Here is a 25,142-nt window from a genome sequence, read left to right as displayed (position 1 = left end):
CCAATCACGAATCACCCATCACGAATCACGGCTTGTGACCTTCCCCATCGACCCCCTGCTGCCGCAGATCCGCGCCAGCCTGGCCGACCATCCCCGCCTCGTGCTCGAAGCGCCGCCCGGCGCCGGCAAGACCACGCAGGTGCCGCCGGCGCTGCTGGACGCGCCGTGGCTCGCGGGCCGCAAGATCGTGATGCTCGAGCCGCGTCGCGTGGCTGCGCGCGCGGCGGCGCACTTCATGGCGCGCCAGCGCGGGGAGGACGTCGGCGGCACGGTGGGTTATCGCATCCGTTTCGAGAACCGCGTGTCCGCGCAGACGCGCATCGAGGTCGTCACCGAAGGCATCCTCACGCGCATGCTGCAGGACGACCCGATGCTCGAAAGCGTCGGCGCCCTGCTGTTCGACGAATTCCACGAGCGCCATCTGTCGGCCGACCTCGGCTTGGCGCTCGCGCTCGACGTGCAGGCCGGCCTGCGCGAGGACCTGCGCATCGTCGTCATGTCGGCGACGCTGGATGGCGAACGGCTGGCGGCGTTCCTCGACGCGCCGCGGCTGAGCAGCGCCGGCCGCAGTTATCCGGTTTCGATTGCCCACTTCGCCGCGCGTCGCGACGAAGCGCCCGAGCACCAGACGCGTCGCGCCGTCGAACACGCCTTGGCGCAGCATCCCGGCGACGTGCTCGTGTTCCTGCCGGGGCAGCGCGAAATCGCGCGTGTCGACTCGCTGCTCGCCTCGATGGCCGACGCCGACGTGCTCACGTTGCACGGCGAGCTTCCCGTCGAGGCGCAGACGCGCGTGCTGCAGCCCGATCCCGAGGGCCGGCGTCGCGTGGTGCTCGCCACCAACGTCGCCGAATCCAGCGTGACGCTGCCCGGCGTGCGCGTGGTGGTCGACTCGGGGCTCGCGCGCGAACCGCGCTACGACCCCAACAGCGGCTTCGCGCGGCTGGATGTGGTGAACATCGCGCAGGCGTCCGCCGACCAGCGCGCCGGCCGCGCGGGGCGCGTGGCCGAGGGCTGGGCGTACCGGCTGTGGCCCGAATCGCAGCGACTCGAACCGCAGCGTCGCCCCGAACTGGCGCAGGTGGAACTGGCCGGCCTCGCGCTCGAACTCGCCGCGTGGGGCGACGCCGACCTGCGTTTCGTCGATGCACCGCCGCCCGGCGCGCTCGCGGCGGCGCGCGAACTGCTGCACCGGCTCGGGGCGCTCGACGGCGGTTCGATCACGCCGCTGGGCCGGCGCATGCTCGCGCTGGGAACGCACCCGCGACTGGCGGCGATGCTGCTCGCGCCGAAGGATGCGCGCGAACAGGCGCTCGCCTGCGATCTCGCCGCGCTGATCGAAGCGCGCGATCCGCTGCGCTCGCGCAGCGATTCGGTCGCCGAACGCTGGCAGGCGCTCGCGGCTTTCCGCGCGGGCCGCGTCGCGCCCGATGCATCGCGTTCCTCGCTCGCCGCGCTCGACCAGGCGGCGAAGCAATGGCGCCGTCGCCTGCGCCTCGACGCCGCGCCGCCGCCGGATGCGCCATCGCATCAGCTTGGCGACGTGCTGCTGCACGCCTTCCCTGACCGCATCGCGCGCCAGCATCCCTCCGATCCGTATCGCTACCAGCTCGCCAACGGGCGCAGCGTGAAGCTGTTCGATGACTCCACGCTCTACGGCGAGCGCTGGATCGTGGTGAGCGAACTGCGGGACGAGGCCCGGGATGCGCGCGTGCTGCGCGCCGCGCCGCTCGACGAGGCGCGCCTGCGCGAGGACTTCCCGCAACGCTTCGTCACCGAGGACCGCGTGGTGTGGGACGCGAACACGCGCGGCATCGCGGCCGTGCGCGAAACGCGCTTCGACCGCATCGTCATCGAAAGCAAACCGCTCGCGAAACCCGATCCCGCCCGCTATGCCGACGCGCTCGTCGATGCCGTGCGCCAGCTCGGCCTGCGCGCGCTGCCGTGGACGCCGTCGCAGCGCCAGTGGCGAGATCGCGTGCGCTGCCTGCGCGCATGGATGCCGGAGCTGGACGGACTGCCCGATCTCTCCGACGCCGCACTGCTGGACTCGCTGGACGAGTGGCTCAAACCCGCGCTCACGGGCAAGACGCGGCTGGACGCGCTCGACGAGCAGGCCTTCGGCGACGCGCTCAAGTCCACCACCCCGTGGGCGCTGCGGCAGAAGATCGATGCGCTGGCGCCGACGCGGATCGTCGTGCCCTCCGGCATGGAGCGCGGAATCGAATACGCGTACGACGACGAGGCCGATGCGCCGATCGCCCCTATATTGGCGGTGAAGTTGCAGGAACTGTTCGGCCTGGCCGATACACCGCGCATCGCCGACGGCCGCGTGCCGCTCACGCTGCATCTGCTGTCGCCCGGCGGGAAGCCGCTGCAGATCACGCAGGACCTGAAGGGCTTCTGGGATCGCACGTATCCAGAAGTGAAGAAGGAAATGAAGGGCCGCTACCCCAAGCATCCGTGGCCGGACGATCCGTGGAGCGCGACGGCGACGCACCGGGCGAAGCCGCGCGTCAGGTGAGCGGCCAAAGCCCCGCTAAACTCGCCCCATGACCACCGCCGCGATCGACAGCCCCGACTTCCTGCCCTTCAAGCTCGACCTCGTCGGTCGTCGCGTGCTGTGGTTGCGACTGGATGAGGCGCAGCGGCGCGAGGCGGCGTTCCTCGACGACCGCGCGGTGCCGTCGAATGCCGAAGGCGGCTGGGCACCGCTCGAATCGCTGCTGTCGCGCGTTTCCGACGAGGCAGCAGCGGCGCACGCGATCTTCCACATCGGCCACTGCGGCTCGACGCTGCTCAGCCGGTTGATCGACACCTGGCCCGAGGTGCAGGGCCTGCGCGAGCCGCTGCCGCTGCGCACGCTCGCCGATGCGTGGCCGATGCTCGACGAGGCGATTTCCCGCCTTTCACCGGACGAAGCGGAAGACACGCTGCGCGCGCTGTGGGCGCGCTGGTCGCTCGCGCTGCCGCCGCATTCGCGCAGCGTGGTGAAGGCGACCAGCAGCTGCAACGGCCTGATCGCGCCGTTGGTGGCGCAACAGCCGCGCATGCGTGCGGTGCTGATCGACATGCCGCTGCGGCCGTACCTCGCCACGCTGCTGAAATCGCCCAACTCCGTCTTCGATGCCGCGAGCGCCGCCGGCGAACGCCTGCGTTACCTGCACCAGCACGGCGTCGCGACGCATCTGTCGCTGCACCAGATTCCGCTGCATCGCCAATGTGCGCTCGGATGGCTCGCCGAGCAGATGCGCTTCGACGCGCTCGACAAGGGACGCCACGGCGAGCGCGTGATTCGCGTCGATTTCGAATCGCTGCTCGACGAACCCGCGCGCGAGCTGCATCGCGTTGCCACGCACTTCGAGCTGGATCCCGCGCGCCTGGATGAAGCGGTCGCCTCGCCCGCATGGGGCCGCTATTCGAAGGCGCAATCGCACGGCTACGGACGCGACGACCGCGCGCACGACCTCGCGCTGTCGATGCAGAGCTTCGGCGCGGACATCGCCGATGCCGAAGCCTGGGTCGCCTCGATCGCCGCCACCTGACGGCTCCAAGACGCGCTTCGCGCTAAGCTCCGCCCATGTCGGAGTTCTCCGTCCATACGCTGCTCGATACCGGCACCGTCAAGGTGCGCGACGTGTTCTGCGCCGGCACGTGCAGGCATCGCAGCGCGGAGGAATGCGCGGCCAACACGCACCTGGTGTTCCCGTATCGCGGGCTGTACGCGCGCCACGTCGGCCAGGACCAGTCCGTCGCCGACGCCAACCACGTGCTGTTCTTCAACGCGGGGCAGGGCTACCAGGTGAGCCATCCGGTCGACGGCGGCGATGCGAGCCTCGTGCTCGCCGTATCGCCGGGCCTGCTGCGCGAGCTCTCGCCGCGCGAGCTGCTCGAGCGTAGCGATGACCTCACGTACCGCCTGCAATCGCTGCGCATCGATCCGCGCGCGCAGGCGCTGGTCGCGATGCTGCGCCACAGCCTGCGTCACGGCGGCATCGAGCTGCTGGAAGCCGAAGTGCTCGCCGTAACATTGATCTCCCGCAGCCTCGGGCCGCGCACCACGCATGAAACCACGGCGACGCAAGGCCGGAGGCGACTGGTCGATCGGGTGAAGGTGCTGCTCGCGAGCGATCTCGGCCGTCAGTGGAAACTCGCCGAGATCGCCGAGCACATCGGCGGTTCGCCGGTGTACCTGACGCAGGCCTTTGCGCAGGTCGAAGGCATTCCGCTGCATCGCTACCACCTGCGGCTGCGCCTGGCGCGCGCGCTCGACCGGCTGGGGCAGGCCGAGGACATGTCGGCGCTGGCGCAGGATCTGGGGTTTTCCAGCCACAGCCATTTCAGCGCTGCGTTCAAGCAGGCCTACGGCCGCACGCCGACGGCGTTCCGCGCCGCGGCGCAGGTCAAGAGCGCCTGACACGTCGGTCCCGCGTCGCTCGACGCGCGATCGCTAAAGATTCCGACAGCGCCGCTTTCGCCCGGATCTTCCAATGGCCCTGCCCGGAATCGCCGGGCTCCCAATGGAGCGTGTCATGAGCGAGAACACCTGTGCCGTCTGCGATTACCCGCTGGACGAAAACCGCGTCGAGGTGACCATCGGCGGGCGGACCGTCGAGGCCTGCTGCGAGGAATGCGCGCAGAAGCTCCGCGAAGCCGAGCGGAGCGCGTGATGGACGCCGCCACCTTCTTCGCCGCGCGCCGGACGGTGCGCACGTCGTCCGGCACGATCGGCTATGTCGAGCGCGGCACCGGGCCGGTTGCCCTGTTCGTGCATGGCGTGCTGCTCAACGGCTACCTGTGGCGGCATCAGCTGGAGGCGCTGTCCGATGTGCGCCGCTGCATCGCGGTGGACCTGCTCGCGCACGGCCACACCGATGCCGCCGACGGACAGGACGTGTCGGTCACGGCCAACGCGCACATGCTGGCGCAGTTCCTCGACGCGCTGGGCATCGATCGCGTCGACCTGGTCGGCAACGACAGCGGTGGCGGCATCTGCCAGATCTTCGCCGCGCTCTATCCGCAGCGGCTGCGCAGTCTCACCCTGACCAATTGCGACGCACACGACAACTGGCCGCCAGAGGCGTTCGCACCGTTCGTGGCGATGGTGGCCGACGGCGGACTGCCCGGCACGATCCAGGCGATGGCCGGCGACAAGTCGGTGTACCGCGCAGCGCTCGCACCGGCGTACGAACGTCCGCAGGCCGTGTCCGACGCGACCATCGATTCGTACCTGCAACCCTTCGCCCGCGACACGCGACGGCTGAAGCAGCTGGAAGCCTTCGTCAACGCGTTCGACTGCCGTCACACGCTGGCGATCGAGGACGGCCTGCGCACGTTGCAGGTGCCGACGCTGATCGCGTGGGGGACGGACGACATCTACTTCCCGGTGGAGTGGTCGCACTGGTTGCAGAAGGCGATCCCGGGCACGACGCGGCGCGTGGAGTTCGAGGGCGCTCGCATCTTCTTTCCGGAAGAACGGCCGGATGACTTCAACCACGAACTGCGCGCGCATCTCGAGGCAACGCTCGCGTCGGTGACACGCACGCGCGACAACGCAACGGCATAGGACGTCACGATGGAACTTCGCAACTCCGGTACGAGTGCGCCCCGTCGTCGTGTACGGCGCCACGGGTCTCACCGGCCGCTTCATCGTGGCCGAACTGCTGCGTCGCGGCCGCACGCCGGTGCTGTGCGGCCGCGACGTGGTGAAGCTGGCGGAGATGGCCCGCCAGCACGCGGGTCTGCTGTGCCACGTCGCCGCCATCGACGATGCCGCCGCGCTGGACACGGCGTTGCGCGGCGCCTGCGCGGTGATCAACGCGGCCGGGCCGTTCCTCGATACCGCCGGCCCGCTGCTCGACGCCGCGATTCGCAACGGTGTGCATTACCTCGACACCAGCGCCGAGCAGGGCGCCGCCGTGCACGTGTTCGAACAGGACGCGCGGGCGAAGGCGGCCGGGATCATTGCGATGCCGTCGATCGCGTTCTACGGCGCGTTCGCGGATCTGCTCGCCACCGCGGCGATGGACGACTGGCACGACGCGGAAGCAATCGATATCGCCGTTGGCCTGGACGGCTGGCATCCCACGCGCGGCACGCGCATCACCGGCGAGCGCAACCGAGCCGTGCGCTGGATCGTGGAGGGCGGCGAACTTCATTCGCTGCCCGACCCCGCGCCGACGCGCGACTGGGACTTTCCTGCACCGTTCGGCACGCAGGAAGCGGTGATGCTGACCTTGTCGGAGATCGTCGCCATCGCGCGCCACCTGCACAGCGAACGCGTGCGTTCGTACATGAACCTGGCGCCGTTGCGCGACCTGCGCGACCCCGCCACGCCGCCGCCCGTTGCGGCGGACGAACGTGGGCGGTCGTCGCAGCGGTTCGTCCTCGATGTCCGTGTCGAGCGCGGCGATCGCGTGCGTCGTGCGACGACGCAGGGTGTCGACATCTACGCGGTAACGGCGCCGCTGATCGTCGAAGCGCTGGAGCGCGTGCTGTCGGGCGAAGTGACGAAGGCGGGCGCGTGGGCCGCGGGTGAGGCGTTCGATGCCGTTGGCTTCCTGCGTGCGCTGGCGCCGGAGCATTTCGTTCTGACGCTGGCCGAGGAAACCGACGCGAGTGAGCTCGCGACGTCTCGCGTGCCTGTGGCCGATGGGTTCCAGCTTTCGCTGGAATGACGGTTGAAGTGGTTAGCGGTGCAGAGAGTCCCGGACGTTGAGGGCCTGGATCCCGGCCTTCGCCGGGATGACGGGTTTAGCCCCTCTCCCATCGGGAGAGGGGTTGGGGTGAGGGGCAACGAAGGGGAAGCGGTGACCGACGATTGCCTGACAGCGCTGCGCTGTTGCTTCGCTTGGGCTTAAACGTCGCTTCGAAAATCGAAATGGATTCCAGCTTTCGCTGGAATGACGACGACGTGGTTCGCCGTGCAGGGAGTGCCCGGAGGTTGTGGGCCTGGGTCCCGCCCTTCGCCGGGATGACGGGTTTAGCCCCTCTCCCTTCGGGAGAGGGGCTGGGGTGAGGGGCAACGGAGCGGAAGCGATGACCCACGAATGCCAGACAGCGCTGCGCTGTTGCTTCGCTCGGGCTTAAACGTCGCTTCGAAAATCAAAATGGATTCCAGCTTTCGCTGGAATGACGACGACGTGGTTCGCCGTGCAGAGAGTGCCCGGACGCTATGGGCTTGGGTCGCGGCTTTCGCCGGGATGACGGCAGAGCCGCCTTTACGTATCCGCCCACATCCGGAACAGATTCGTCCGCAGCGACTCCAGCAGCACCTGCAGGCGCTGCCGATCGCCCCCGGTGGCGGCCAGGCCGCGGGCTTCCTCCAGCTGCACCAGCAGTTCGCGCTGGTTGCTGTCCGCGACCCAGCTCTGCAGCCAGGTGATCGCGGCGATGCGCACGCCGCGCGTCACCGGCGTGACGCGGTGGATCGTCGTGGACGGATACAGGATCGCGCTGCCGGGCTCGAGCTTGTACGCCAGCTCCTGCGCGCCGAGCTGGATGGTCAGCTCGCCGCCGTCGTATTCGGACGGATCGTTGAGGAACACCGTGCACGACAGGTCGCTGCGGATCGGCGGCGTCGACGGGAACAGCGCCTCGTCCACGTGCCAGCCGTAGTTCATCCCGGGCTCGTAGCGGACCACGGTGGTGCGCGCCATCGTGCGCGGCTGCGCGAACACGCGCAGCTCGCCGAACCGCATCAGCGCGTCGCGCGCGATCAGCGCGATGCGCTGGTTCGCCGGGTCTTCCTGCGGCGCCTGCAGGTTCTGCTTGATGGTCGAGTCGGGGTTGGTGATCCGGCCGTCGGCGAAGCGCACCTGCGGCAGCAGCTCGCGTACCGCCTGCAATTCGGCCGCGGAGAGCACGTTGGGCAGGATGCGGATCATGGCGATGCGTGCTCGGCGGTGGTGGCGGCCATCATCGGCATTCAGCCGGGGGCGGGCAACTTCCACGCCCGATCACGCTGTTTCAACGATGGCTTGCCGACACTGGACCCCGTTCCGAAACGGGCTGTACATCATGACGAAGCTGACTTCGATCCCCGAACGCGCGCTCGACCTGGCCTCGCTGGTCGGCGACAACCTCCGCAGCGCCGGCGAAAGCCTGCGCCACTCGGTTCCCGCGATGACGCACAGCGCCGGCCAGTGGCTCGATGCCGGCGCGAAGTTAGGCGCCCTGAAGGGCGGCGCGCGCGTGGCGGGCGGCTTCGTGCGCCGCAACCCGGTGCTCATCGCCGCCGCCGTCGCGGGCGCCGGCCTGCTCTGGTACGCGGCCAAGCGTCGTGCCCGCCGGGTCGAGGAAGAACAGGACGAGCACGCGATCGAAGGCAGCTCGCGCCGCGTTGAAGCCCGTCGCGGCTCCGGCCGTCGCGCGCCGACGCCGCGCCGCAATGCGTCCTCGCGCCAGCAGTCGCGCGTCGAGCACTGAACCGTTAGACGACCCGACCCTCCCCGATCCGGGGAGGGTTTGACGTTGGGCAGACGTCATCCCCGCGAACGCGGGAATGCCGGGCACGAAATCACGCCATCACGGGTGTCGGCGCTTCCGGCAATTCGATGATGAAGCGCGCACCGCCGTTGCGGCGTGCTTCGTACCAGAGCTGACCGCCGGCGCGCGCGACGATGCGTTTGGCCAGCGACAGGCCCAGTCCGCTCGACAGGCCGTCGTAACGCGGATCGTCGTGCAGGCGCACGAACGGCTTGAACAGCTCCTTCTCGCGATCCGGCGGAATGCCCGGGCCGCGATCGGCCACGACCAGCTGCCAGTAGCCCGGCGCACCTGCGCGCGCGGTGAGCAGAAGTTCGGAATCTGGCGCGTACTTCATCGCGTTGGTGACGAGGTTTTCCGCCACCTGACGCAGCACGCGCGGGTGGATGCTCACCTGCGCGGCCGTTTCCGGCAGGCGCAGCTCGGCGCGGATGCCGCGAGCTTCCAGCTGCATTTCGTAGCGCTTGTGCAGCCAGCCGAGGATTTCGGCCAGGTCCGCGCGACCGCCGCCGGTGTCTTCGTCGGCGAGCTTGTCGGACTGGCTTTCCAGGTAATGGTGGATGTAGCCGAGCGCGTCGTCGGCGCTCTCGTGGATCATCTCGAGGTAGCGCGGAATGCGCTCGGCCTTGCACAGGCCGCTGCGCAGCAGTTCGGCGGCGAAGACCACGCTGCTCAGCGGGTTCTTCAGGTCGTGCGCGACCAGGTTGACCAGTTCCTCGCGCTCGCGCGCGACGCGTTCGAGGCGGTCGCGCGTGAGCTTCAGGCCGACGTGCGCGTTGACGCGCGCCAGCAGTTCCTCGGGCAGGAAGGGCTTGGTGACGTAATCGACCACGCCGGCGTCGAAGGCGCGCAGCAGCAGGTCGCGATCGTGCGCGGCGGTGACGAAGACCACCGGCACCTGCAGCGGACCGAGCTCATGCAGGGCGGCGATGACGTCGAAGCCGTCCATGCCGGGCATCATCATGTCGAGCAGGATCAGGTCCGGCGGGCTTTCGAGATAGCGCTGGAGCGCTTCCTCGCCGGAACTGGCGGACACGACTTCGTAGCCCTGGCGGGCCAGCAGGGTGCCGACCACGCGCAGGTTCACGTTCTGGTCGTCGACGACCAGGATTCGGCCCGAATTGCCAGCGGCTACGACCATGCTGCGTCCCTGTCCCCGGGGCAGCGTCGACCCCCTTCGCGCCGCGGTTTCATTGGGACAAACGGTATCAGAAAGGCGGGCGATTGCCGACATCATGTCCCCCGGAAGGCGGTTGGGCGCCGAGCCGATCCGGCAAAGAGGCAGGATCCGCAACGTCGCGCTACAGGTCGATTGCCCCTGCGGCCTAGAACGCATCGCATCATGTGACCCCCTACTCGGCCGAGTCTCCCCCATGACGCCGTCCCTTCGACCCCTCGGCCGATCCGGCCTGCGTGTCGCCCCGTTCGCACTGGGCGGCAACGTCTTCGGCTGGAGCGCCGACGAGACCGCGACCTTCGCCCTGCTCGACGCCTTCGTCGACGCCGGCTTCGACCTGGTCGATACCGCCGATTCGTACTCGTACTGGGTGCCGGGCAACGCGGGCGGCGAGTCCGAAACGCTGCTGGGCCGGTGGTTCCAGCGCAGCGGCAAGCGCGCGCGCGTGACCCTGGCGACCAAGGTCGGGAAGTGGGAACGCCACCGCGGACTCGCGCCGGCGACGATCCAGGCCGCCGTGGAAGGCTCGCTGCGGCGCCTGCAGACCGACGTCATCGACCTCTACCAGGCGCACGAAGACGACCCGGCGACGCCGCTGGCCGACACGCTGGGCGCGTTCGCCCGGCTGATCGAGCAGGGCAAGGTGCGCGCGATCGGCGCCTCGAACTACTCCGCCGCGCGCCTGCGCGAGGCGCTGGACGTTGGCGAACGCGACCGCCTGCCGCGTTTCGAGACGCTCCAGCCCGAGTACAACCTCTACGCCCGCGCCGGCTTCGAGGCCGAACTCCAGCCGCTGGCGCGCGAGCGCGAGGTCGCGGTGATCCCGTACTACGCGCTCGCCAGTGGTTTCCTCACCGGCAAGTACCGCAGCGAGGCCGACGTCGGCAAAAGCGCCGCGCGCGCCGGCGCCATCGGCAAGTACCTCAATCCGCGCGGGCTGCGCATCGTGCAGGCGCTGGACGATGTCGCCGCCGACCTGTGCGCCACACCTGCGCAGGTCGCGCTCGCCTGGCTGATGGCGCAGCCGACGATCGCCGCCCCGATCGCCAGCGCGACGTCCGTCGAACAGCTCCACGAACTGCTCGCCGCGGCGCGCCTGTCGCTGGGCGCGGCGCAGCTGAAGCAGCTCGACGACGCGAGCGCGGAATGAGCGCGACCACTGCAACCGCGCACCCGCGGGCCGCGCGCCGCGTCGGCCTGGCGATGGCCGCCACCGGCGCGATCCTGTTCTCGGCGAAGGCGATCCTGGCGAAATTCCAGTACCGCTACGGCGTGGATTCGCTCGACGTGCTCGCGCTGCGGATGCTGCTGTCGCTGCCGCTGTTCGTCGCGCTGGGCATCCGCGAGTCGCGCCGTCCCGAACGCGCGCCGATGACGCGGCGCGACTTCGGCCTGATCGTCATCCTCGGCGTGCTCGGCTATTACCTGTCGAGCCTGCTGGACTTCTGGGGCCTGGAGTACGTGCCGGTCTCGCTGGAACGGCTGATCCTGTTCCTCAACCCGACCTTCGTGCTGCTGATCGGCGTGTTCGCGTTCAAGCGCCGCGTCGCGCGTCGCGAATGGGTCGCGCTGGCGGTGAGCTATGCCGGCGTGTCGCTGGTGTTCGTCGAGAACCTGCGCGTGCAGGGCGAGCACATCCTGCTCGGCAGCGCGCTGGTGCTGGGCGCGGCGCTGAGCTACGCGCTGTACCTGTCGATGTCGGGCCAGCTCATAAAGCGCATCGGCTCGCTGCGGCTGGTGGCGTATGCGATGACGATCTCGACCGCGGCGACGCTCACGCATTACCTGATCGCGCGCGATCCCTCGCATCTGCTCGAACTGCCGATGCCGGTCTACGGGCTGGCGGCGATCAACGCGTTCTTCTGCACCTTCCTGCCGGTGACCTTCACGATGGGCGCCGTCGCGCGGCTGGGCGCCGGCACGGCGGCGCAGATGTCGGTGCTGGGGCCGGTGTCGCTCGTGTTCCTCGGCGCGTGGCTGCTGGGCGAGCCGATCACCGCCGTGCAACTGGTCGGCACGGCGGTCGTCCTCGGCGGCGTGCTGCTGCTCACGCGGCCGGGCGCGAACTCGGTACCGGTGGCGGAAACGGCGCACAACGCGCCGGATGAAGACGAGCCCGGAAAAACCGCCGCGCGCTAGAGCCGCGCGGCGTTGGCGCGCTCGCGCACCTGCGCGAGCGTCCAGTCCTGCAGCAGCTCGCCGTCCTCCCACACGGTGACGAGCGCGTCCTCGAAGCCGGCCGGTGCGCTCGCCGCATCCAGCGACACCGCGCCGTCGGGCAACGCCACCGTGCGGTATTCGCCCGATTCGACATGCCGCGCCAGCGTCATGCGACCGCGCTTGCTGGTCTTGCCGGGATCGGTGAACGGTTCCTTGTAGACGTCGATCCAGCGACCGTCCACGCGCGCGGCGGAGCACTTCAGCGCGAACTTCTGCGTATCGCGATCCACGCGCTGCAAGAGCGCGCCGCCCATGCCGAAGGTGAGGTTGTCGGCGGAATAACTGGCGCCGGTGGCGCGTTCGAGGATCGCACGGATGCTGTCGGGGTTGATGCCGTCGCCCTGGATCACGCGCACGTGGTTGAGCACGCGGAATCCCTTGCCGTTGACGACGTGGCCGAATGCCTCGTCGAGCCGGCGCAGGCATTCGTGGACGACCTCGACCGGATCGCCCGAATCGGGCCGGATCACCACCGTCGCGCCGGAGGCGATCACCTCCTCGCGCAGCGTGCGACCCCAGTGCTCGGACACGGCGCGGAAGATGTCGTAGCTGTCGGAGACCACCGCGACGATCGCGCCGGGTCTGGCGAACTGCCGCAGCATGTTGCGATAGGCGTCGACTTCGCGTTCGCGACCCCACGCGGTGATCGTGCTGTGCTCGGCCGCGGGAATGGAGAACGCCGCCATCGGCTCGTGGTACCACGCGCGCGCCGCGAGCAGGCCGGCGACGGTGTCGGTGCCCATGAAGTTCACCAGGTGCGACAGCCCGCCGATCGCCGCCGACGCCGCACTCGACACGCCGCGCGCGCCGAAGTCGTGCAGCTTGAACGGCAACTGGCCTTCCGGATCGTCACTGGTGCGTTCCAGGAAGCCGCGGATCGTCTGCTTCGCATGCCAGCTCACCGTGGCGACGGTCACCGGATACCACAGCCGCAGCAGCAGCGTTTCGATGTACGACGGCACCCAGAACGCGCGCGGGTCGGTCGATTCGATCGTCACCAGCGCCTGCTGCGTCGGCACGACCGTGCCTTCGGGCACGGCGCGGATGCGCAGCGGCAGGCGACCGCCGTGGCGCTCGACGATGTCGCGCCAGCCGGCTTCGTTGAACGGCTCGCCGTGCGCGGCGAACAGCTCGCGCGCCTGGTCGATGTCGTCGTGCGTGACGCGACGCGCAAGCGTCTGCTTGAGGATCGACTGCAGCCCGAAGAACACCGTGCGGTCGTACAGCCCGCCGCGCGACTCGACGTAGAAGAACGTCGCGTCCGTGCCCGGCGGGTACTGCAGCCAGTGGCTGGCCTTGTAGCTGTCGGTGTTCAGCAGGAGGTTGTCGAGGAAGTCCATGGTGGGTCCGTCTTGACGGTTCGGCGATGCTGTCGCGTGTGGGCGCGCGCTGTCTGATCGCGCTCAAGCCGGCCGGCGCATCCTGCACCCGGCGCCGTCACGGCGGCGCATCGCGGTTACAGCTGGCGCCATTGCCCCGGCGCCAAGTCGTCGAGCCGATGCGATCCGATCGCCACGCGCACCAGCCGCAGCGTCGGCAGCCCGACCGCGGCGGTCATGCGGCGAACCTGGCGGTTGCGACCTTCGCTGATGGTGATTTCGAGCCACGCATCGGGCACGGTCTTGCGGAACCGCACCGGCGGATCGCGCGGCCACAGCGCCGGCGCGTCGAGGCGTTGCACCTTCGCCGGACGCGTCGGGCCGTCGTTGAGCAGGACGCCGCGTTGCAAGGCTTCGATCTGCGCATCCGACGGTTCGCCTTCGACCTGCACCCAGTACGTCTTGGGCTCCTTGTGGCGCGGATCGGTCAGCCGGTGCGCAAGCGCACCGTCGTCGGTGAGCAGCAGCAGGCCTTCGCTGTCGTGGTCGAGCCGGCCCGCCGCGTACACGTCCGGCGGCAGCCCGAACTCTGCGAGCGTGCGCCGCGGCGGCGTGCTGCGGTCGGTGAACTGGCACAGCACGCCGTAGGGTTTGTTGAGGGCGATGAGCATGGTGGAGCAGGAGCGAGCGTGGAGAAGCGAGGAGTGAGCACGCTTGCCTCACTTCTCACTCTCCGACCCCACCCTTCACATCAGGGCTTCACGAACCGCAGCGTCATCCGGTCGCTCTCGCCGATCGCCTTGTACTTGGCGTCGTCCTTCGCGTCGTGCTGGTTGGTCGGCGGCAGCGTCCACACGCCGTTGGGATGATCGGCGGTGTCCTTCGGATTGGCGTTGATCTCGCTCTTTTCCTGCAGCTTGAAGCCGGCCTTCTGCGCCAGTTCGATCACCAGCGCCTCGGTGAGGTAGCCGGAGGTCTTCATCTTTTCCAGGTCGGTGCCGGGCTTGGCGCGATGGTCGACCACGCCGAGCGTGCCGCCCGGCTTGAGCACGTCGAAGAACGCCTTGAAGTAGGCGTCGGCCGTGCCGTCGTCGACCCAGTTGTGCGCGTTGCGGAAGGTCAGCACGACATCGGCCGAGCCGGCGGCGCCGAAGTTCGGCGCCTTCGGATCGAAGTTCTGGACCTTCGCGTTGCCGTACACGGCGGTGTCCGCCAGGCGCTTGGTCATCGCCTCGCTCTGGCGGTAGCGGTACTGCGGCTGGCCGGCGATCGCGGGGTCGTACATCGCCGCGACGTACTGCCCACCGTTCTTGAGGTACGGCGCGAGGATCTCGGTGTACCAGCCGCCGCCGGGGGTGATCTCGACGACGGTCTGCGTGGGCTTCACGCCGAAGAACGCGAGCGTCTGCGCCGGGTGGCGGTACGAATCGCGCAGGCGATTCTTCGCGTCGCGCGTCGGCGCGTCGACCGCGGCCTGCAGCGACGACTCGACTGCGACCGACGACGTCGCCTTCGGTGTGGGCTTGGTCTTGGACTGCGCGAGGATGGGGCCTTGCGCGACGAGCAGGGCGGGAACCAGGGCGGCAAGCAGAAGGCGTTTCATGCAGGTCTCCATGACGGTGCCGGCTCCAGACGGGGGCCGGTGAACGGGCGGCCAGACTACCCCCAACCCCGTGGCGGCCACCATCAACGGACGGCACGGGTCCTTTTGGCGGGCGCCGGCTTGCGCGCCTTGGCGGGGGCCTTCTTCGGAGCCCCGCCGCGTCGCGGCGTCATCGCATCGCTGGCCGCGTACGTCGCCGCTTCCTCCAGCAGCCAGTCGCGGAAACGCGCCAGCCCGCGGTGGTCGCGCGAGCGCGAGGGGTAGACGAGGTAGTGCGCGAATTCGGTCTTCAGGCGTTCGTCGAACAATTCGACCAGGTGCCCGGCTTCGACCAGCGGCCGCGCGAGCGTCACGCGTCCCAGCACGATGCCCATGCCTTCGGCCGCGGCGCGATGCAGGTTTTCCGAATCGTCGAAGATCGCCACGAACCGTTCCGGCGGCTTCCCGCCGAACTTCGCGAACCATTCGCTCCAGCGCCCGCCCGGCGCGCCCAGCAACGGGAACTGGCTGAGCGTGGCCAGCGTCGGCCGGCCGAGGCGCTCGATCAGCGCCGGGCTCGCCGTAGGGGTCATCCAGTCGTCGAACAGGTGCACCGCTTCCACGCCCGGCCACTTGCCCGGGCCGAAGCGGATGCCGGCGTCGATGGCGGTTTCGCGCGAGAAGTCGATGGGATCGATGTTGGACTGGAGGCTGATTTCCAGCTGCGGATGCGCGGAGAGGAAGCGCGGCAGGCGCGGCACCAGCCAGCTCGACGCGAAGGAGGGCATCAGCGTCACGGCAAGCGCGTCGTCGCGACGCACGCGGCGCGGCGCCAGCGCCAGTTCGATCGCTTCCAGGTGCGGCGCGATGCGGTCGTACAGCGCCTGCCCGTGTTCGGTGAGCTTCACGCCCCGCGCGCCACGCACGAACAGGCGGCGATCGAGGCGTTCCTCGATGGTGCGTATCTGGTGGCTCAGCGCGCTGACGGTGAGGTGCATCGACTCGGCCGCGCGGGTGAGATTCCCGGCGCGCGCGGCGGCGATGAAACCCAGCAGGGCCTGCAACGGCGGACGGCTCATTCGACCTCCTCGTGCCCCGGCGACTCTTGAACCGGATTCAAGACTGGCTTGCAGAACCGTCGCTTTTTCGGGCTCCGGCGCGGGCGTATCTTGCAACGCACTCAAGGAAGTTGTCCACGCCACGCAGGCCGCCGCACACCGGGAGCACGCCATGAACGTCTTCACCAATCTCTTCATTCCGCAGGCCGACCAGGCCGAACCGCACCCGTTCGACGACCTCGACGAGCGCTTCGCCGGCTACGGCAACCGCATCGCGTCCGCGCGCTTCTTCGCACCGCTGGGCCACGCCCGCGTGAAGCGCGAGCAGGCGCCGTCCGAATCGTCGTTCGACGACGAACTCGCGATCTGCGGCTGCGGCTGACCTCCGCGCGCGCGTTGTCCGAAGGCGACCGCCCGCGCGCACCACATCGCCAGGTTTTCCCCCGAGCGCCGCGCCCCCACCGCGGCGCTTTTCCTTGTGCGGCCATAACGTGCCGCCGGCGCACGCGAAGAGTTCGGCTCAATTGTTCGGCCCGGTCGCAGGCCCTACAATCGCGAACGATTCTTATTTGCCGGCCACCGGGCGACACGCATGGCGCGCTCCCGGCCAGGGCCAGCCTCCACTTCAAGGTTCCCGATGCGCTCCCACCGTTCCGCCGTCCGGCCGTTGCCGGTCTCGATCCGCCACGCGCTCGCCGTCGCGATGCTCGCCGGCGCCGCCATGCCCGCGTTCGCCCAGCAGGGCGCCAGCGCCACGGACCTGGATTCGGTCGAAGTGCGCGCGCCGATCGCCCGCACCGCCGGCACCGCGACCAAGACGGACACGCCGATCCGCGAGATCCCGCAGTCGATTTCGGTCGTCACCGACCAGCAGATGAAGGACCGCGCGATCCACGGGATCGAGGAGGCGATCTGGTTCACCGCCGGCGCGCAGGGCGGCGGCTACGGCGGCGATCCGCGTTCGGACTGGCTGCTCCTGCGCGGCTTCACGCCGGCGCGCTACCTCGATGGCCTCGCGCTCGCCGAAGGCAGCGGTACGTCGATCACGCGCATCGAGCCCTACGGCCTGGAGCGCGTGGAAGTGCTCAAGGGCCCGGCGTCGGTCGCCTACGGCGCGATGCCGCCCGGCGGCATGGTCAATTACGTGAGCAAGCGTCCGACCGACGCGACGCTGCGCGAGGTCGAAGTGCAGGTTGGCACGTACGACCTGTTCCAGCTCGCCGGCGACTTCGGCGGCAAGCTCACCGACGATGGCGTGTGGACGTACCGCCTCACCGCGCTGGCGCGCCAGAGCGACGACGAAATCGACTTCGTCCACGACGACCGCTATTTCATCGCGCCGGCGCTGACGTGGAAGCCGGACGAAGCGAACTCGCTGACGCTGCTCGCGCGCTGGCAGAAGAACGACACCGTCGCCGGCGCCGGCTTCCTGCCGGCCGAAGGCACGCTGCTGCCGAACCCGAACGGCCGCATCGCGCGCAACCGCTTTACCGGCGAGCCGGGCTTCAACAATTACGACAAGACGATGACGTCGCTGGGGTGGGAGTACTTCCATGACTTCGGCGGCGGCGCGACGTTCCGCCAGAACCTGCGCTACGGCGTGACGAAGATCGATCCGAGCACGTCGGTCGGTGCGTTCGGCTGGCTTACCGATCCGGTGACGTTCCAGCCGGTCGACTACCGCACGCTCGTGCGCTACCTCTGGAATACGGAGGAAGAGAGCAAGACCTTCGGCGTCGACAACCAGCTGCAGTTCGACTTCAGCATCGGCGCGGTCGAGCACACGCTGCTCACCGGCCTGGACTTCCGTCGCGCGCGCAACGATTACGCGTCGGCATTCGTGTTCGGCGCACCGACGCTGGACCTCTTCGCGCCGGTGTACGGCTCGCCAATCGTCGAGCCGGACTTCTCCTCGCGCACGCGCCAGACGCAGTCGCAGTTCGGCCTGTACGCGCAGGACCAGATGAAGGTCGATCGCTGGGTGGTCACGCTCGGCGCGCGCCAGGACTGGGTCGGCACCGACACGCACGAAGTCATCGGCGGCGCGCAGTCGCACCAGAGCGACGACAAGTTCTCCGGGCGCGTCGGCGTGAACTACCTGTTCGACAACGGCTTCGCGCCGTACATCGGCTGGTCGCAGTCGTTCCAGCCCACCGTCGGCACCGACTTCTTCGGCACGGCGTTCGTGCCGACCACCGGCGAGCAGACGGAGATCGGCCTGAAATACCAGCCGGCGAGCAATCGCGTGCTCGCAACCATCGCCGCCTACGAGCTGGTGCAGGAGAACACGCTTGTCGTGGATCCGAACCACACGCTGTACTCGATCCAGCAGGGCGAGACGAAGGTGCGCGGCGTCGAGCTGGAAGGCCGCTGGAACATCGGCAACGGCCTGAGCGTGTACGGCGCGTACACCTACACCGATTCGGAAGTGACCAAATCGACCGACCCGCTGTCGCTGGGCAAGGAAATCCCGCTGCAGCCGGAGAATGTCGCCTCGCTCGGCGCCGATTACACGATCATCGGTGGCCCGCTGTCGGGCCTGGGCTTCGGTGCCGGCGTGCGTTACACCGGCGAGCATTACGGCGATGCGTACAACGCATGGCAGACGCCGTCGTACACGCTGTTCGATGCCTCGGTGCATTACGAAATCGGCGCGTGGCGCCTGCAGCTCAATGCGCAGAACGTCGGCGACAAGGATTACATCGCGACCTGCAACAGCGGCACGTGGTGCTACTACGGTTATCCGCGCACGGTCACCGCGACCGCGCGCTACCAGTGGTGACCTGAGGCGATGAATCCGCTCGCCGCCACGATCACGGCCATCGCGATGTCGCTGGTGTCGGCGGCGTCGCTGTATGCCGCGTCTCCGCATTGCCGCTGGCCGTCGTGGCGTCGCCATGCCGCGCGCGGAAAGCTCGTCGGCGGCCTGCTGGCCGTGGCGTCACTGTGGGTATTCATCGCGCAGCTCGGCGTCGGCGCCGGGCTGTGCGCGATGCTGGGCACGTGGATGCTCGCGCTGATGGCGCTTCCATATCTGGCGTGGCGCACGGCGCCGGCCGGAAACGGAGAGGCGCGCTGATGTGGGCGCGTGCGTTCGCCGGGATCGTGCCGGGTTTCCTGCTGTCGGCGGGGCTGGTCGGCCTGCTCACGTGGGCGTTGCCGGGCCCGTGGCAGGGCACCATCGTCGCCGGGATCATCGCGTTCTTCGTCGTCTGGATCGCGGTGATGGGCGCGAGCTTCCAGTTCGCCAGCGGCAAGCGCGCGTGGGCGTGGCTGAGTGCTTTGGCCATGGTTTCGTTGGGCGCGCTGTGGTTGTTGCAGTGGCTGCGCTGGGTCGAATGAGGACGCGATGAAGATCTCCTCCAACACGTTGCGCACGTTCACCACGCTGCACACCTGGGTAGGCCTCGTCGCCGGCTTCGCGCTGTTCGTGGCGTTCTATGCGGGCGCGATCACCATCTTCCACCACGACCTGCAGGCATGGCAGTCGCCGCACGGCGTACACGCCACGTCGCAGACATTGGCCGAAGCTCAGCAGCTGCTCGATGAAACGCTCGCGCGCCATCCCGAGTCGCGCAAGCACGTCGGCATGGTGTTTCCCGGCGATGAGTATCCGATCACCGCCACGTACTGGCAGGACGCGTCGGGCGCGTGGCGCTACGCGACCACCGAACATCCCGAAGGCCTCGACGAGATGCCGGGCGGCGCACTGTCGGAACTGGTCAACGCGCTGCACTACTCGCTCGGCATTCCCGTCGCCGGCACCTACCTGATGGGCATCGTCAGCCTGCTGTACGGGCTGGCGCTGATTTCCGGTGTCGTGATCCACCTCCCGAAGCTGGTCGACGACCTGTTCGCGCTGCGTCCGGGCCGAAACCTCAAGCGCATGTGGCAGGACGCACACAACGTCATCGGCGTTCTGAGTTTGCCGATGCACATCATGTTCGCCGTCACCGGCGCGATGTTGTGCCTGGTGATGATCGCGATGCTGGCGCTCAATCCGCTGATCTATCGCAACCAGCTGATGACGGCGCTCGGCCCGGCGATGGACACCGCGCCGGTCGTCGCGCCCGCGGGTCATGAGCAGAAGATCGGCTCGCTCGCGATGTGGCACGAGCGCAGCGTCGCCATCGCGCGCCAGCAGGGCATCGAAGAGTTCGAGCCCGCCTACCTCAAGCTCGCCAACGCCGGCGATGCGAACGCGACGGTGGAAGTCACCGGCGAATCGTCGGGCACGCTTGGTCCGCTGGGTTCGGTCGCCATGAACGCGAACACCGGCGCGACGCTCGCCACGCAGCTGCCCGGCCAGCGCGACGCGAACCACGCCACGCTGTCGTCCGCGTACGCGCTGCATTTCGGCGAGTACGGCAACGCGTGGGTGCAGTGGCTGTACTTCCTGCTCGGCCTCGGCGGCGCGTTCCTGTTCTACTCGGGCAACCTGTTGTGGATCGAGGCACGCCGCAAGCGTCGACAGGCCGAACAGGGCCGCGCGCAGCTGTGGATGGCGCGTGCGACGGTGGGCGTATGCATCGGCGTGTGCGTGGCGATCTCGGTCGCGTTCATCGCAACGCAATTGCTGCAGCTGCCGGCGCTGTCGGGCATCGGGCTTGCATCCGGCGTGAATGCCGCGTGCTTCGCGACGTGGGTACTGTGCGCGCTGTGGGCCGCACTGCGGCCGCCGATCCGCGCCGCGTACGAACTGCTGTGGACCGCCGCGATCGCGACTGCGCTGATTCCGTTCGCGCACGGCATCGTCACCGGCGCATGGTGGTGGACGAGTGCGGCGGCCGGGCATTGGGCGCTCTTTGCGATCGATGCCGGCGCGATTGCGATGGCCGTCGGCTTCGCGTGGCTCGCCCGCGTCACCGCGCGCCGCATGCGCGAGGGCGAGGCGAACAGCGTGTGGGCGATCGCGCCCGCGCCGGTCGCCGCGCGCGTGGAAGCGCCGCAACCGTAGGCGCGGCCGTCACGGACCGTTCGCGGCGTTCTGCCATAAGGACGTCGCGAACAGGAAAGCCCGGATGCCTTCCACCATCACCACCCAGCGCGGCGAGTTCCGCCGCATCTACCGCGCGCTGCGGCGCAAGCCCGACCTGGCCGCGCGCACGCCGGTGTTCTTCTGCGAGGGCGATTCGTGGTTCTCCACGCCGCTGGCGATGAACCTGCTCGACTGGCTCGTCTTCCCCACGCCCGAAGACGAGGAGCGCGGCGTTCCGCAGTTCGGCGCGGGCGGTTTGTTCTTCCGCACCGAGAAGAGCGGCGACCTCGCGACCGACATCTTCTCCGAACGCCGCATCGCCGACCTCGTCGACTGGTATGAAGGCTTTGAGTTCGACGTCGTGTTGATCAGTGCGGGCGGGAACGATTTCGTCGCCGATTTCCTCAAAGGCCTGTTCGCTGGCCAATCGCCGATGACGCCGGAGCAGGCGTTCGCGCGCGTCGAACGCTCGCGTCGTTTCGAGGAAGTGCGTGGCGCGTACCAGCGCCTCCTGCGCGCGTTCAAGCGCACGCGACCGAACACGCCGATCCTCGCGCACACCTACGATTACCCGCAGCGCATGGGCGAGCCGGCACGACTGACTGTCGCCAACCTCGGCGCGGCGGCGCTGCTGCGCGACAACATCGGGCCGTGGATCGCGCCGAATATCGCGCACGTGCTGCCGCAGGTGGCGCAGCAGAAGCGCTTCGCCGCGTTGCTGATCGACGGCTTCCACGACCACGTGCTCGCGCCGCTGGCCGCGCGCGCGGAGTTCTCCGGCCTGTTCACCTTCATCGACCTGCGCGGCACGCTGCGGCAGGCCGACGCGTGGTTCGACGAGATGCATCCGACCGGCGCCGGCTTCCACACGCTGTCGCTGAAGCTCCGCCGGGCCGCGAACGCGCTCCTGCCGCCGGCGAAACGCCGCGCATAACGCCTGCGTGGCATGATCACGGCATGCAGGGCGTGCCCGAACATTTCGATCATCCGCTGGACCGGGCGCAGTTCCGCCGCCCGGCGCATCGCGATGGCGTTGAGCTGTATCGCGCGCATATCGTGCGGCACACGTTCGAGCCGCACACGCACGAAGCCTACGGGCTCGGCGCGATCGAAAGCGGCGTGGAGCGTTTCCGCTATCGCGGCAGCGACCACCTCGCGCCGCAGGATTCGCGCGTGATGATGAATCCGGACGTGCTGCATACCGGTCGCGCCGAAACCGACGGCGGCTGGCGCTATCGCATGGCGTATATCGATGCGGAGGTCGTCGAGACGGTCACGGGGCAGCACGGCCTGTGGTTCCGCGATGCGGTCGAACACGACGCGGCGCGTGCAAAGCGCGTGACCGTGCTTCTCGATGCGCTGTGGCGCACGGACGAGCCGCTGGCGTTCGACGGCCTGCTGTTCGAGCTGCTCGATGCGTTCTCCGACCAGGCGCGCACCGCGCGTCCGCTGTCGCGCGATGCGGCGCCTCGGTTCGCGCGCGTCGTCGAGTTCCTGCGCGACAACCTCGCGCGGCGGCTCACGCTGGACGAACTCGCCGCCGTCGCCGAACTGAGCCCGTTCCATTTCCTTCGCGCGTTCCGCACGCAGTACGACGCCACGCCGCAGCAGATGTTGATGGCGCTTCGCTTGTTCGAAGCCAAGCGCCGGCTGGCCGATGGCGTCGCGCCGGCGCAGGTCGCCGCCGACGTCGGCCTGAGCGACCAGGCGCACCTGACGCGCGCCTTCGCGCAGCGCTACGGCGTGACGCCGGCGCGGTACCAGCGGCAGGTGCGCAGCTGATGCTTCCTTCTCCCCTTCGGTCCTAGCCCCTCTCCCGCCTGCGGGAGAGGGGTTGGGGTGAGGGCGGGACGGGCGATGCAGCGGTGGGCGCACCACCTTCGTTCTCGTTCCCCGCTGTGGACTTCACCCCTCCCCAACCCTCCCCTGCGGAGCAGGGGAGGGAGTCGAGATGCCGCCGCAATCTCGTTCAAGACACCGCAAGCCCAAGCGCCCACGCTTCCCCCATGCTCACCGGAACCCTCTACGCCCTCGCCGCCGGCCTGCTCTGGGGCCTCGTCTTCGTGGCGCCGCTCCTGCTGCCCGACTACCCGGCGGCGCTGCAATCGGTCGGCCGCTACCTCGCCTTCGGCCTGATCGCGCTGCCGCTGGCATGGATCGACCGCGCCAACCTGCGCCGCCTGTCGCGCGCCGACTGGAAAGAGGCGCTCAAGCTCGCGGCCATCGGCAACCTGCTCTATTACGTGTGCCTGGCCAGCGCGATCCAGCGCGCCGGGGCGCCGTTGCCGACGATGATCATCGGCACGTTGCCGGTGGTCATCGCCATCAGCGCGAACCTTCGCGACCACCGCCGCGATGGACGCCTGCCGTGGCGCAAACTCGCGCCATCGCTGCTGCTGATCGCGCTCGGCATCGCCTGCGTCAACCGGGTCGAACTGGAAGCCCTGCGCGCGCAGCCCGACGCCGACGCGTCGCGTTACCTGCAGGGCGCGCTGCTGGCGATCGTGGCGGTGGCGTGCTGGACCTGGTATCCGCTGCGCAACGCGGACTGGCTGCGCGCGCACCCGGATCGCAGCCCGCGCACGTGGGCGACCGCGCAGGGCGTGGCGACGCTGCCGCTCGCGCTGGCCGGCTACGCGCTGCTGTGGGGCGGCATGGCCGTGGCGGGAAGCGACTTCGCGATGCCGCTTGGTCCGCGCCCGTGGTTCTTCGTCGGCCTGATGGCGTGCATCGGCCTGTTCGCCTCGTGGATCGGGACGCTGTGCTGGAACGCCGCCAGCCAGCGCCTGCCGACCGCGCTGGCGGGGCAGCTGATCGTGTTCGAGACGCTCGCCGCGCTGGCTTACGCCTTCATCCTCCGCGGCCGCGCGCCCGAACCGCTGACGATGCTGGGCATCGCGCTGCTGATCGCCGGCGTCCTCTGGGCCGTGCGCATCCGGCCCGAAGCCAGCGTCGCCGAGGGCCACGCCGCCTGAAGCGCGTGTAGCGCGGCTCCACGACGTGTGAAGGCCGTGGCGGTTCCGCCGTCACGCCGCAGCGGCTAGGATTCCGCCCACGACGCACGCACGGGAGCGCGCGTCGCCTGGGTAAGCGCACGGGGACGCGCATGTCGACGAGACTCTTGATCGTATTGCTGTCGCTGGCACTGGGCGTGGTGAGCGGCGCGTTCGGCTATTCATTGATCGCCGGCAAGCGCCAGGCCGCCGCGCTCGCGGCCGCGCGCGAGGAAGGCCGCAAGGCGGCCGAGAAGGCGATGGCCGACGACATGGCCGCGCTCAAGCCGGTGAGCTTCGCCAAGACCGCCGATGCCGAGAGCAAGGCCGGTGGCGTGCAGTTCGGCTACGAATACGTGAAGCCGAAGAACGCCGAGCTGGAGCCGTACTACAAGCTCGCGCACGACACCGACATGCTGCGCCACATCCCGGAAGTGCAGGCCATCGACGGCATGCTGATGCTGCCGCGTCCGATCAACTACGTCACCGCCGAATGCGGCGAGGTCAACGCGTTCTATTCGCCCGAACGCAATGAAGTGGTGATGTGCTACGAGACGATGAAGGTGCTCGAGCAGCGCGGCCGTGAGCTCGCGGCGCACAACAAGCTCCCCGACACCTACGCGCAGCAGTACCTGGATGCGAACTTCCGCTTCATCCTGCTGCACGAAACCGGCCACGCGCTGATCACGCTGCTGGAAATCCCGATCACGGGCCGTGAGGAAGACGCCGTCGACCAGCTCGCGACCACGCTGATGCTGCGCTTCGCCGGGCTCAACGAATCCACCTCGACCGTCACCGAAAACCTGCGCATGGCGTCCAACTGGTTCCTCGCGCGCAGCACCGGCGAATACAACCTCGACGCCTACGCCGACCAGCACGCGCTGGGCGAGCAGCGCTACTTCAACCTGCAGTGCCTGCTGTACGGCAGCGACCCGGCGCGCTACCTGAGCATCGTGACCGACGGCGACCTGCCCGAATCGCGCGCGCAGGGCTGCCCGGAGGAGTCGCGCCGCATCAGCAGTTCGTGGCTGCGCCTGCTGCTGCCGTACGTGGCGCCGAAGTACGAGATGACGGAGGAGAAGGCGAACCGCCTGTTCAAGCAACGCGAGATCGAACGCGTGCGGAACACGGATTCGTCGTACATCCGCTGATCCTCCCGCGTCACCGGCTCGTTGCTGTCATTCCCGCGAAGGCGGGAATCCATCCTCCAGACGTCTCACCTTCCGGATGCCCTGATGGCCCGGACGCCTGGATTCCCGCCTTCGCGGGAATGACGGCATCAAAGCGCGCCCGCCCGACCGCAGGAGGAGGGCTTCACTCCCCCCAGC

24 protein-coding genes are annotated in these 25,142 nt (G+C 69.0%); 18 read left to right on the top strand and 6 right to left on the bottom strand.

Annotation, left to right across the window (positions count from 1 at the left end; translation table 11 throughout):
* Nucleotides 1-34: 34 nt before the first annotated feature.
* The 6 genes from hrpB (at nt 35) to ABIE51_RS00650 (ending at nt 6,677) form a co-directional block, all read left to right on the top strand.
* Nucleotides 35-2,524 (top strand): ATP-dependent helicase HrpB, encoded by a 2,490-nt coding sequence (gene hrpB, locus ABIE51_RS00675; protein ID WP_192631861.1) that lies wholly within the window; start codon nt 35-37, stop codon nt 2,522-2,524.
* Nucleotides 2,525-2,552: 28 nt separating this feature from the next.
* The gene (locus ABIE51_RS00670) at nt 2,553-3,545 is read left to right on the top strand and encodes a hypothetical protein (protein ID WP_192631860.1); all 993 of its coding nucleotides are present in this window, start codon (nt 2,553-2,555) and stop codon (nt 3,543-3,545) included.
* 35 nt (nt 3,546-3,580) lie between these two features.
* On the top strand, nt 3,581-4,417 hold the full coding sequence (locus tag ABIE51_RS00665) for a helix-turn-helix transcriptional regulator (RefSeq protein WP_192631859.1): 837 nt from the start codon (nt 3,581-3,583) through the stop codon (nt 4,415-4,417).
* A gap of 115 nt (nt 4,418-4,532) precedes the next feature.
* A complete protein-coding gene (locus ABIE51_RS00660) occupies nt 4,533-4,670 on the top strand; it encodes a hypothetical protein (RefSeq protein ID WP_181902837.1) in 138 nt (45 codons plus the stop codon).
* On the top strand, nt 4,670-5,566 hold the full coding sequence (locus ABIE51_RS00655; RefSeq protein ID WP_192631858.1) for an alpha/beta fold hydrolase: 897 nt from the start codon (nt 4,670-4,672) through the stop codon (nt 5,564-5,566). Before ABIE51_RS00660 ends, ABIE51_RS00655 begins: the two co-directional genes overlap by 1 nt.
* A 34-nt stretch (nt 5,567-5,600) precedes the next feature.
* Nucleotides 5,601-6,677, top strand: coding sequence for a saccharopine dehydrogenase family protein (locus ABIE51_RS00650; RefSeq protein WP_354503093.1), 1,077 nt, complete (start codon nt 5,601-5,603; stop codon nt 6,675-6,677).
* Between the two features lie 543 nt (nt 6,678-7,220).
* Here ABIE51_RS00650 and ABIE51_RS00645 read toward each other — a convergent pair.
* Entirely contained in the window at nt 7,221-7,886 is a 666-nt protein-coding gene (locus tag ABIE51_RS00645; protein ID WP_192631856.1) for a Fe2+-dependent dioxygenase, read from the bottom strand.
* A gap of 133 nt (nt 7,887-8,019) precedes the next feature.
* On the opposite strand from ABIE51_RS00645, the gene ABIE51_RS00640 reads away from it, so the two are divergent.
* Nucleotides 8,020-8,427 carry a hypothetical protein gene (locus ABIE51_RS00640; protein WP_192631855.1) on the top strand — a complete coding sequence of 136 codons (408 nt, stop codon included), beginning with the start codon at nt 8,020-8,022 and terminating at the stop codon, nt 8,425-8,427.
* A gap of 91 nt (nt 8,428-8,518) precedes the next feature.
* Here ABIE51_RS00640 and ABIE51_RS00635 read toward each other — a convergent pair whose 3' ends face one another.
* Nucleotides 8,519-9,628, bottom strand: coding sequence for a hybrid sensor histidine kinase/response regulator (locus ABIE51_RS00635; protein WP_181902838.1), 1,110 nt, complete (start codon nt 9,626-9,628; stop codon nt 8,519-8,521).
* Between the two features lie 232 nt (nt 9,629-9,860).
* Here ABIE51_RS00635 and ABIE51_RS00630 point away from each other — a divergent pair, with 232 nt between their 5' ends.
* Together ABIE51_RS00630 and ABIE51_RS00625 are read left to right on the top strand one after the other, a co-directional pair.
* Entirely contained in the window at nt 9,861-10,814 is a 954-nt protein-coding gene (locus ABIE51_RS00630; RefSeq protein WP_192631854.1) for an aldo/keto reductase, read from the top strand.
* Nucleotides 10,811-11,803, top strand: coding sequence for a DMT family transporter (locus ABIE51_RS00625; RefSeq protein ID WP_192631853.1), 993 nt, complete (start codon nt 10,811-10,813; stop codon nt 11,801-11,803). The genes ABIE51_RS00630 and ABIE51_RS00625 overlap by 4 nt, the downstream gene beginning before the upstream one ends.
* Here the strand turns inward: ABIE51_RS00625 and ABIE51_RS00620 are convergent.
* The 4 genes from ABIE51_RS00620 to ABIE51_RS00605 all read right to left on the bottom strand — a co-directional run bounded on the left by ABIE51_RS00620 (nt 11,800) and on the right by ABIE51_RS00605 (nt 15,864).
* Entirely contained in the window at nt 11,800-13,224 is a 1,425-nt protein-coding gene (locus ABIE51_RS00620) for a nicotinate phosphoribosyltransferase (RefSeq protein ID WP_192631852.1), read from the bottom strand. The two genes, ABIE51_RS00625 and ABIE51_RS00620, sit on opposite strands and share 4 nt — an antisense overlap.
* A gap of 116 nt (nt 13,225-13,340) precedes the next feature.
* Entirely contained in the window at nt 13,341-13,874 is a 534-nt protein-coding gene (locus tag ABIE51_RS00615) for a pseudouridine synthase (RefSeq protein ID WP_192631851.1), read from the bottom strand.
* A gap of 80 nt (nt 13,875-13,954) precedes the next feature.
* Nucleotides 13,955-14,806, bottom strand: coding sequence for a class I SAM-dependent methyltransferase (locus ABIE51_RS00610; protein ID WP_192631850.1), 852 nt, complete (start codon nt 14,804-14,806; stop codon nt 13,955-13,957).
* Between the two features lie 83 nt (nt 14,807-14,889).
* Nucleotides 14,890-15,864 carry a LysR substrate-binding domain-containing protein gene (locus ABIE51_RS00605; protein ID WP_192631849.1) on the bottom strand — a complete coding sequence of 325 codons (975 nt, stop codon included), beginning with the start codon at nt 15,862-15,864 and terminating at the stop codon, nt 14,890-14,892.
* Nucleotides 15,865-16,015: 151 nt separating this feature from the next.
* Between ABIE51_RS00605 and ABIE51_RS00600 the strand changes: the two genes are divergently transcribed.
* From ABIE51_RS00600 to ABIE51_RS00560, 9 genes are all read left to right on the top strand, one after another.
* Nucleotides 16,016-16,225, top strand: a complete 210-nt coding sequence (locus ABIE51_RS00600; RefSeq protein WP_192631848.1) for a hypothetical protein — start codon at nt 16,016-16,018, stop codon at nt 16,223-16,225.
* A gap of 255 nt (nt 16,226-16,480) precedes the next feature.
* Nucleotides 16,481-18,625, top strand: coding sequence for a TonB-dependent siderophore receptor (locus ABIE51_RS00595; RefSeq protein ID WP_192631847.1), 2,145 nt, complete (start codon nt 16,481-16,483; stop codon nt 18,623-18,625).
* A 9-nt stretch (nt 18,626-18,634) separates the two neighbouring features.
* A complete protein-coding gene (locus tag ABIE51_RS00590; RefSeq protein ID WP_192631846.1) occupies nt 18,635-18,922 on the top strand; it encodes a hypothetical protein in 288 nt (95 codons plus the stop codon).
* Nucleotides 18,922-19,185 (top strand): hypothetical protein, encoded by a 264-nt coding sequence (locus ABIE51_RS00585; protein WP_192631845.1) that lies wholly within the window; start codon nt 18,922-18,924, stop codon nt 19,183-19,185. The genes ABIE51_RS00590 and ABIE51_RS00585 overlap by 1 nt, the downstream gene beginning before the upstream one ends.
* A gap of 7 nt (nt 19,186-19,192) precedes the next feature.
* Nucleotides 19,193-20,800, top strand: a complete 1,608-nt coding sequence (locus ABIE51_RS00580) for a PepSY-associated TM helix domain-containing protein (protein WP_192631844.1) — start codon at nt 19,193-19,195, stop codon at nt 20,798-20,800.
* Between the two features lie 64 nt (nt 20,801-20,864).
* Nucleotides 20,865-21,755 (top strand): SGNH/GDSL hydrolase family protein, encoded by an 891-nt coding sequence (locus tag ABIE51_RS00575; RefSeq protein ID WP_192631843.1) that lies wholly within the window; start codon nt 20,865-20,867, stop codon nt 21,753-21,755.
* 23 nt (nt 21,756-21,778) lie between these two features.
* Nucleotides 21,779-22,603: an AraC family transcriptional regulator gene (locus ABIE51_RS00570; RefSeq protein WP_192631842.1), complete on the top strand. Its 825-nt coding sequence runs from the start codon at nt 21,779-21,781 to the stop codon at nt 22,601-22,603.
* A gap of 224 nt (nt 22,604-22,827) precedes the next feature.
* Nucleotides 22,828-23,796, top strand: a complete 969-nt coding sequence (locus ABIE51_RS00565) for a DMT family transporter (protein ID WP_192631841.1) — start codon at nt 22,828-22,830, stop codon at nt 23,794-23,796.
* A 131-nt stretch (nt 23,797-23,927) separates the two neighbouring features.
* Entirely contained in the window at nt 23,928-24,965 is a 1,038-nt protein-coding gene (locus ABIE51_RS00560) for a DUF4344 domain-containing metallopeptidase (RefSeq protein WP_115843247.1), read from the top strand.
* Nucleotides 24,966-25,142 lie beyond the last annotated feature (177 nt).

Source organism: Lysobacter sp. OAE881 (assembly GCF_040546665.1).
Classification (GTDB): Bacteria; Pseudomonadota; Gammaproteobacteria; order Xanthomonadales; family Xanthomonadaceae; genus Lysobacter_J; species Lysobacter_J soli.
The sequence above is the reverse complement of the archived record's forward strand: the minus strand, read 5'-3'. Positions and strand labels throughout refer to the sequence as shown.

Bases quoted from the DNA above. Each gene is read 5' to 3' on its own strand.
- ABIE51_RS00660 (WP_181902837.1), top strand. From the start codon at position 4,533: ATGAGCGAGAACACCTGTGCCGTCTGCGATTACCCGCTGGACGAAAAC.
- ABIE51_RS00635 (WP_181902838.1), bottom strand. From the start codon at position 9,628: ATGGTCGTAGCCGCTGGCAATTCGGGCCGAATCCTGGTCGTCGACGAC.
- ABIE51_RS00625 (WP_192631853.1), top strand. From the start codon at position 10,811: ATGAGCGCGACCACTGCAACCGCGCACCCGCGGGCCGCGCGCCGCGTC.
- ABIE51_RS00575 (WP_192631843.1), top strand. From the start codon at position 20,865: ATGCCTTCCACCATCACCACCCAGCGCGGCGAGTTCCGCCGCATCTAC.
- ABIE51_RS00645 (WP_192631856.1), bottom strand. From the start codon at position 7,886: ATGATCCGCATCCTGCCCAACGTGCTCTCCGCGGCCGAATTGCAGGCG.
- ABIE51_RS00630 (WP_192631854.1), top strand. From the start codon at position 9,861: ATGACGCCGTCCCTTCGACCCCTCGGCCGATCCGGCCTGCGTGTCGCC.
- ABIE51_RS00570 (WP_192631842.1), top strand. From the start codon at position 21,779: ATGCAGGGCGTGCCCGAACATTTCGATCATCCGCTGGACCGGGCGCAG.
- ABIE51_RS00590 (WP_192631846.1), top strand. From the start codon at position 18,635: ATGAATCCGCTCGCCGCCACGATCACGGCCATCGCGATGTCGCTGGTG.
- ABIE51_RS00600 (WP_192631848.1), top strand. From the start codon at position 16,016: ATGAACGTCTTCACCAATCTCTTCATTCCGCAGGCCGACCAGGCCGAA.
- ABIE51_RS00605 (WP_192631849.1), bottom strand. From the start codon at position 15,864: ATGAGCCGTCCGCCGTTGCAGGCCCTGCTGGGTTTCATCGCCGCCGCG.
- ABIE51_RS00560 (WP_115843247.1), top strand. From the start codon at position 23,928: ATGTCGACGAGACTCTTGATCGTATTGCTGTCGCTGGCACTGGGCGTG.
- ABIE51_RS00610 (WP_192631850.1), bottom strand. From the start codon at position 14,806: ATGAAACGCCTTCTGCTTGCCGCCCTGGTTCCCGCCCTGCTCGTCGCG.
- ABIE51_RS00595 (WP_192631847.1), top strand. From the start codon at position 16,481: ATGCGCTCCCACCGTTCCGCCGTCCGGCCGTTGCCGGTCTCGATCCGC.
- ABIE51_RS00665 (WP_192631859.1), top strand. From the start codon at position 3,581: ATGTCGGAGTTCTCCGTCCATACGCTGCTCGATACCGGCACCGTCAAG.
- ABIE51_RS00580 (WP_192631844.1), top strand. From the start codon at position 19,193: ATGAAGATCTCCTCCAACACGTTGCGCACGTTCACCACGCTGCACACC.
- ABIE51_RS00565 (WP_192631841.1), top strand. From the start codon at position 22,828: ATGCTCACCGGAACCCTCTACGCCCTCGCCGCCGGCCTGCTCTGGGGC.
- ABIE51_RS00620 (WP_192631852.1), bottom strand. From the start codon at position 13,224: ATGGACTTCCTCGACAACCTCCTGCTGAACACCGACAGCTACAAGGCC.
- ABIE51_RS00670 (WP_192631860.1), top strand. From the start codon at position 2,553: ATGACCACCGCCGCGATCGACAGCCCCGACTTCCTGCCCTTCAAGCTC.
- ABIE51_RS00655 (WP_192631858.1), top strand. From the start codon at position 4,670: ATGGACGCCGCCACCTTCTTCGCCGCGCGCCGGACGGTGCGCACGTCG.
- ABIE51_RS00640 (WP_192631855.1), top strand. From the start codon at position 8,020: ATGACGAAGCTGACTTCGATCCCCGAACGCGCGCTCGACCTGGCCTCG.
- ABIE51_RS00585 (WP_192631845.1), top strand. From the start codon at position 18,922: ATGTGGGCGCGTGCGTTCGCCGGGATCGTGCCGGGTTTCCTGCTGTCG.
- ABIE51_RS00615 (WP_192631851.1), bottom strand. From the start codon at position 13,874: ATGCTCATCGCCCTCAACAAACCCTACGGCGTGCTGTGCCAGTTCACC.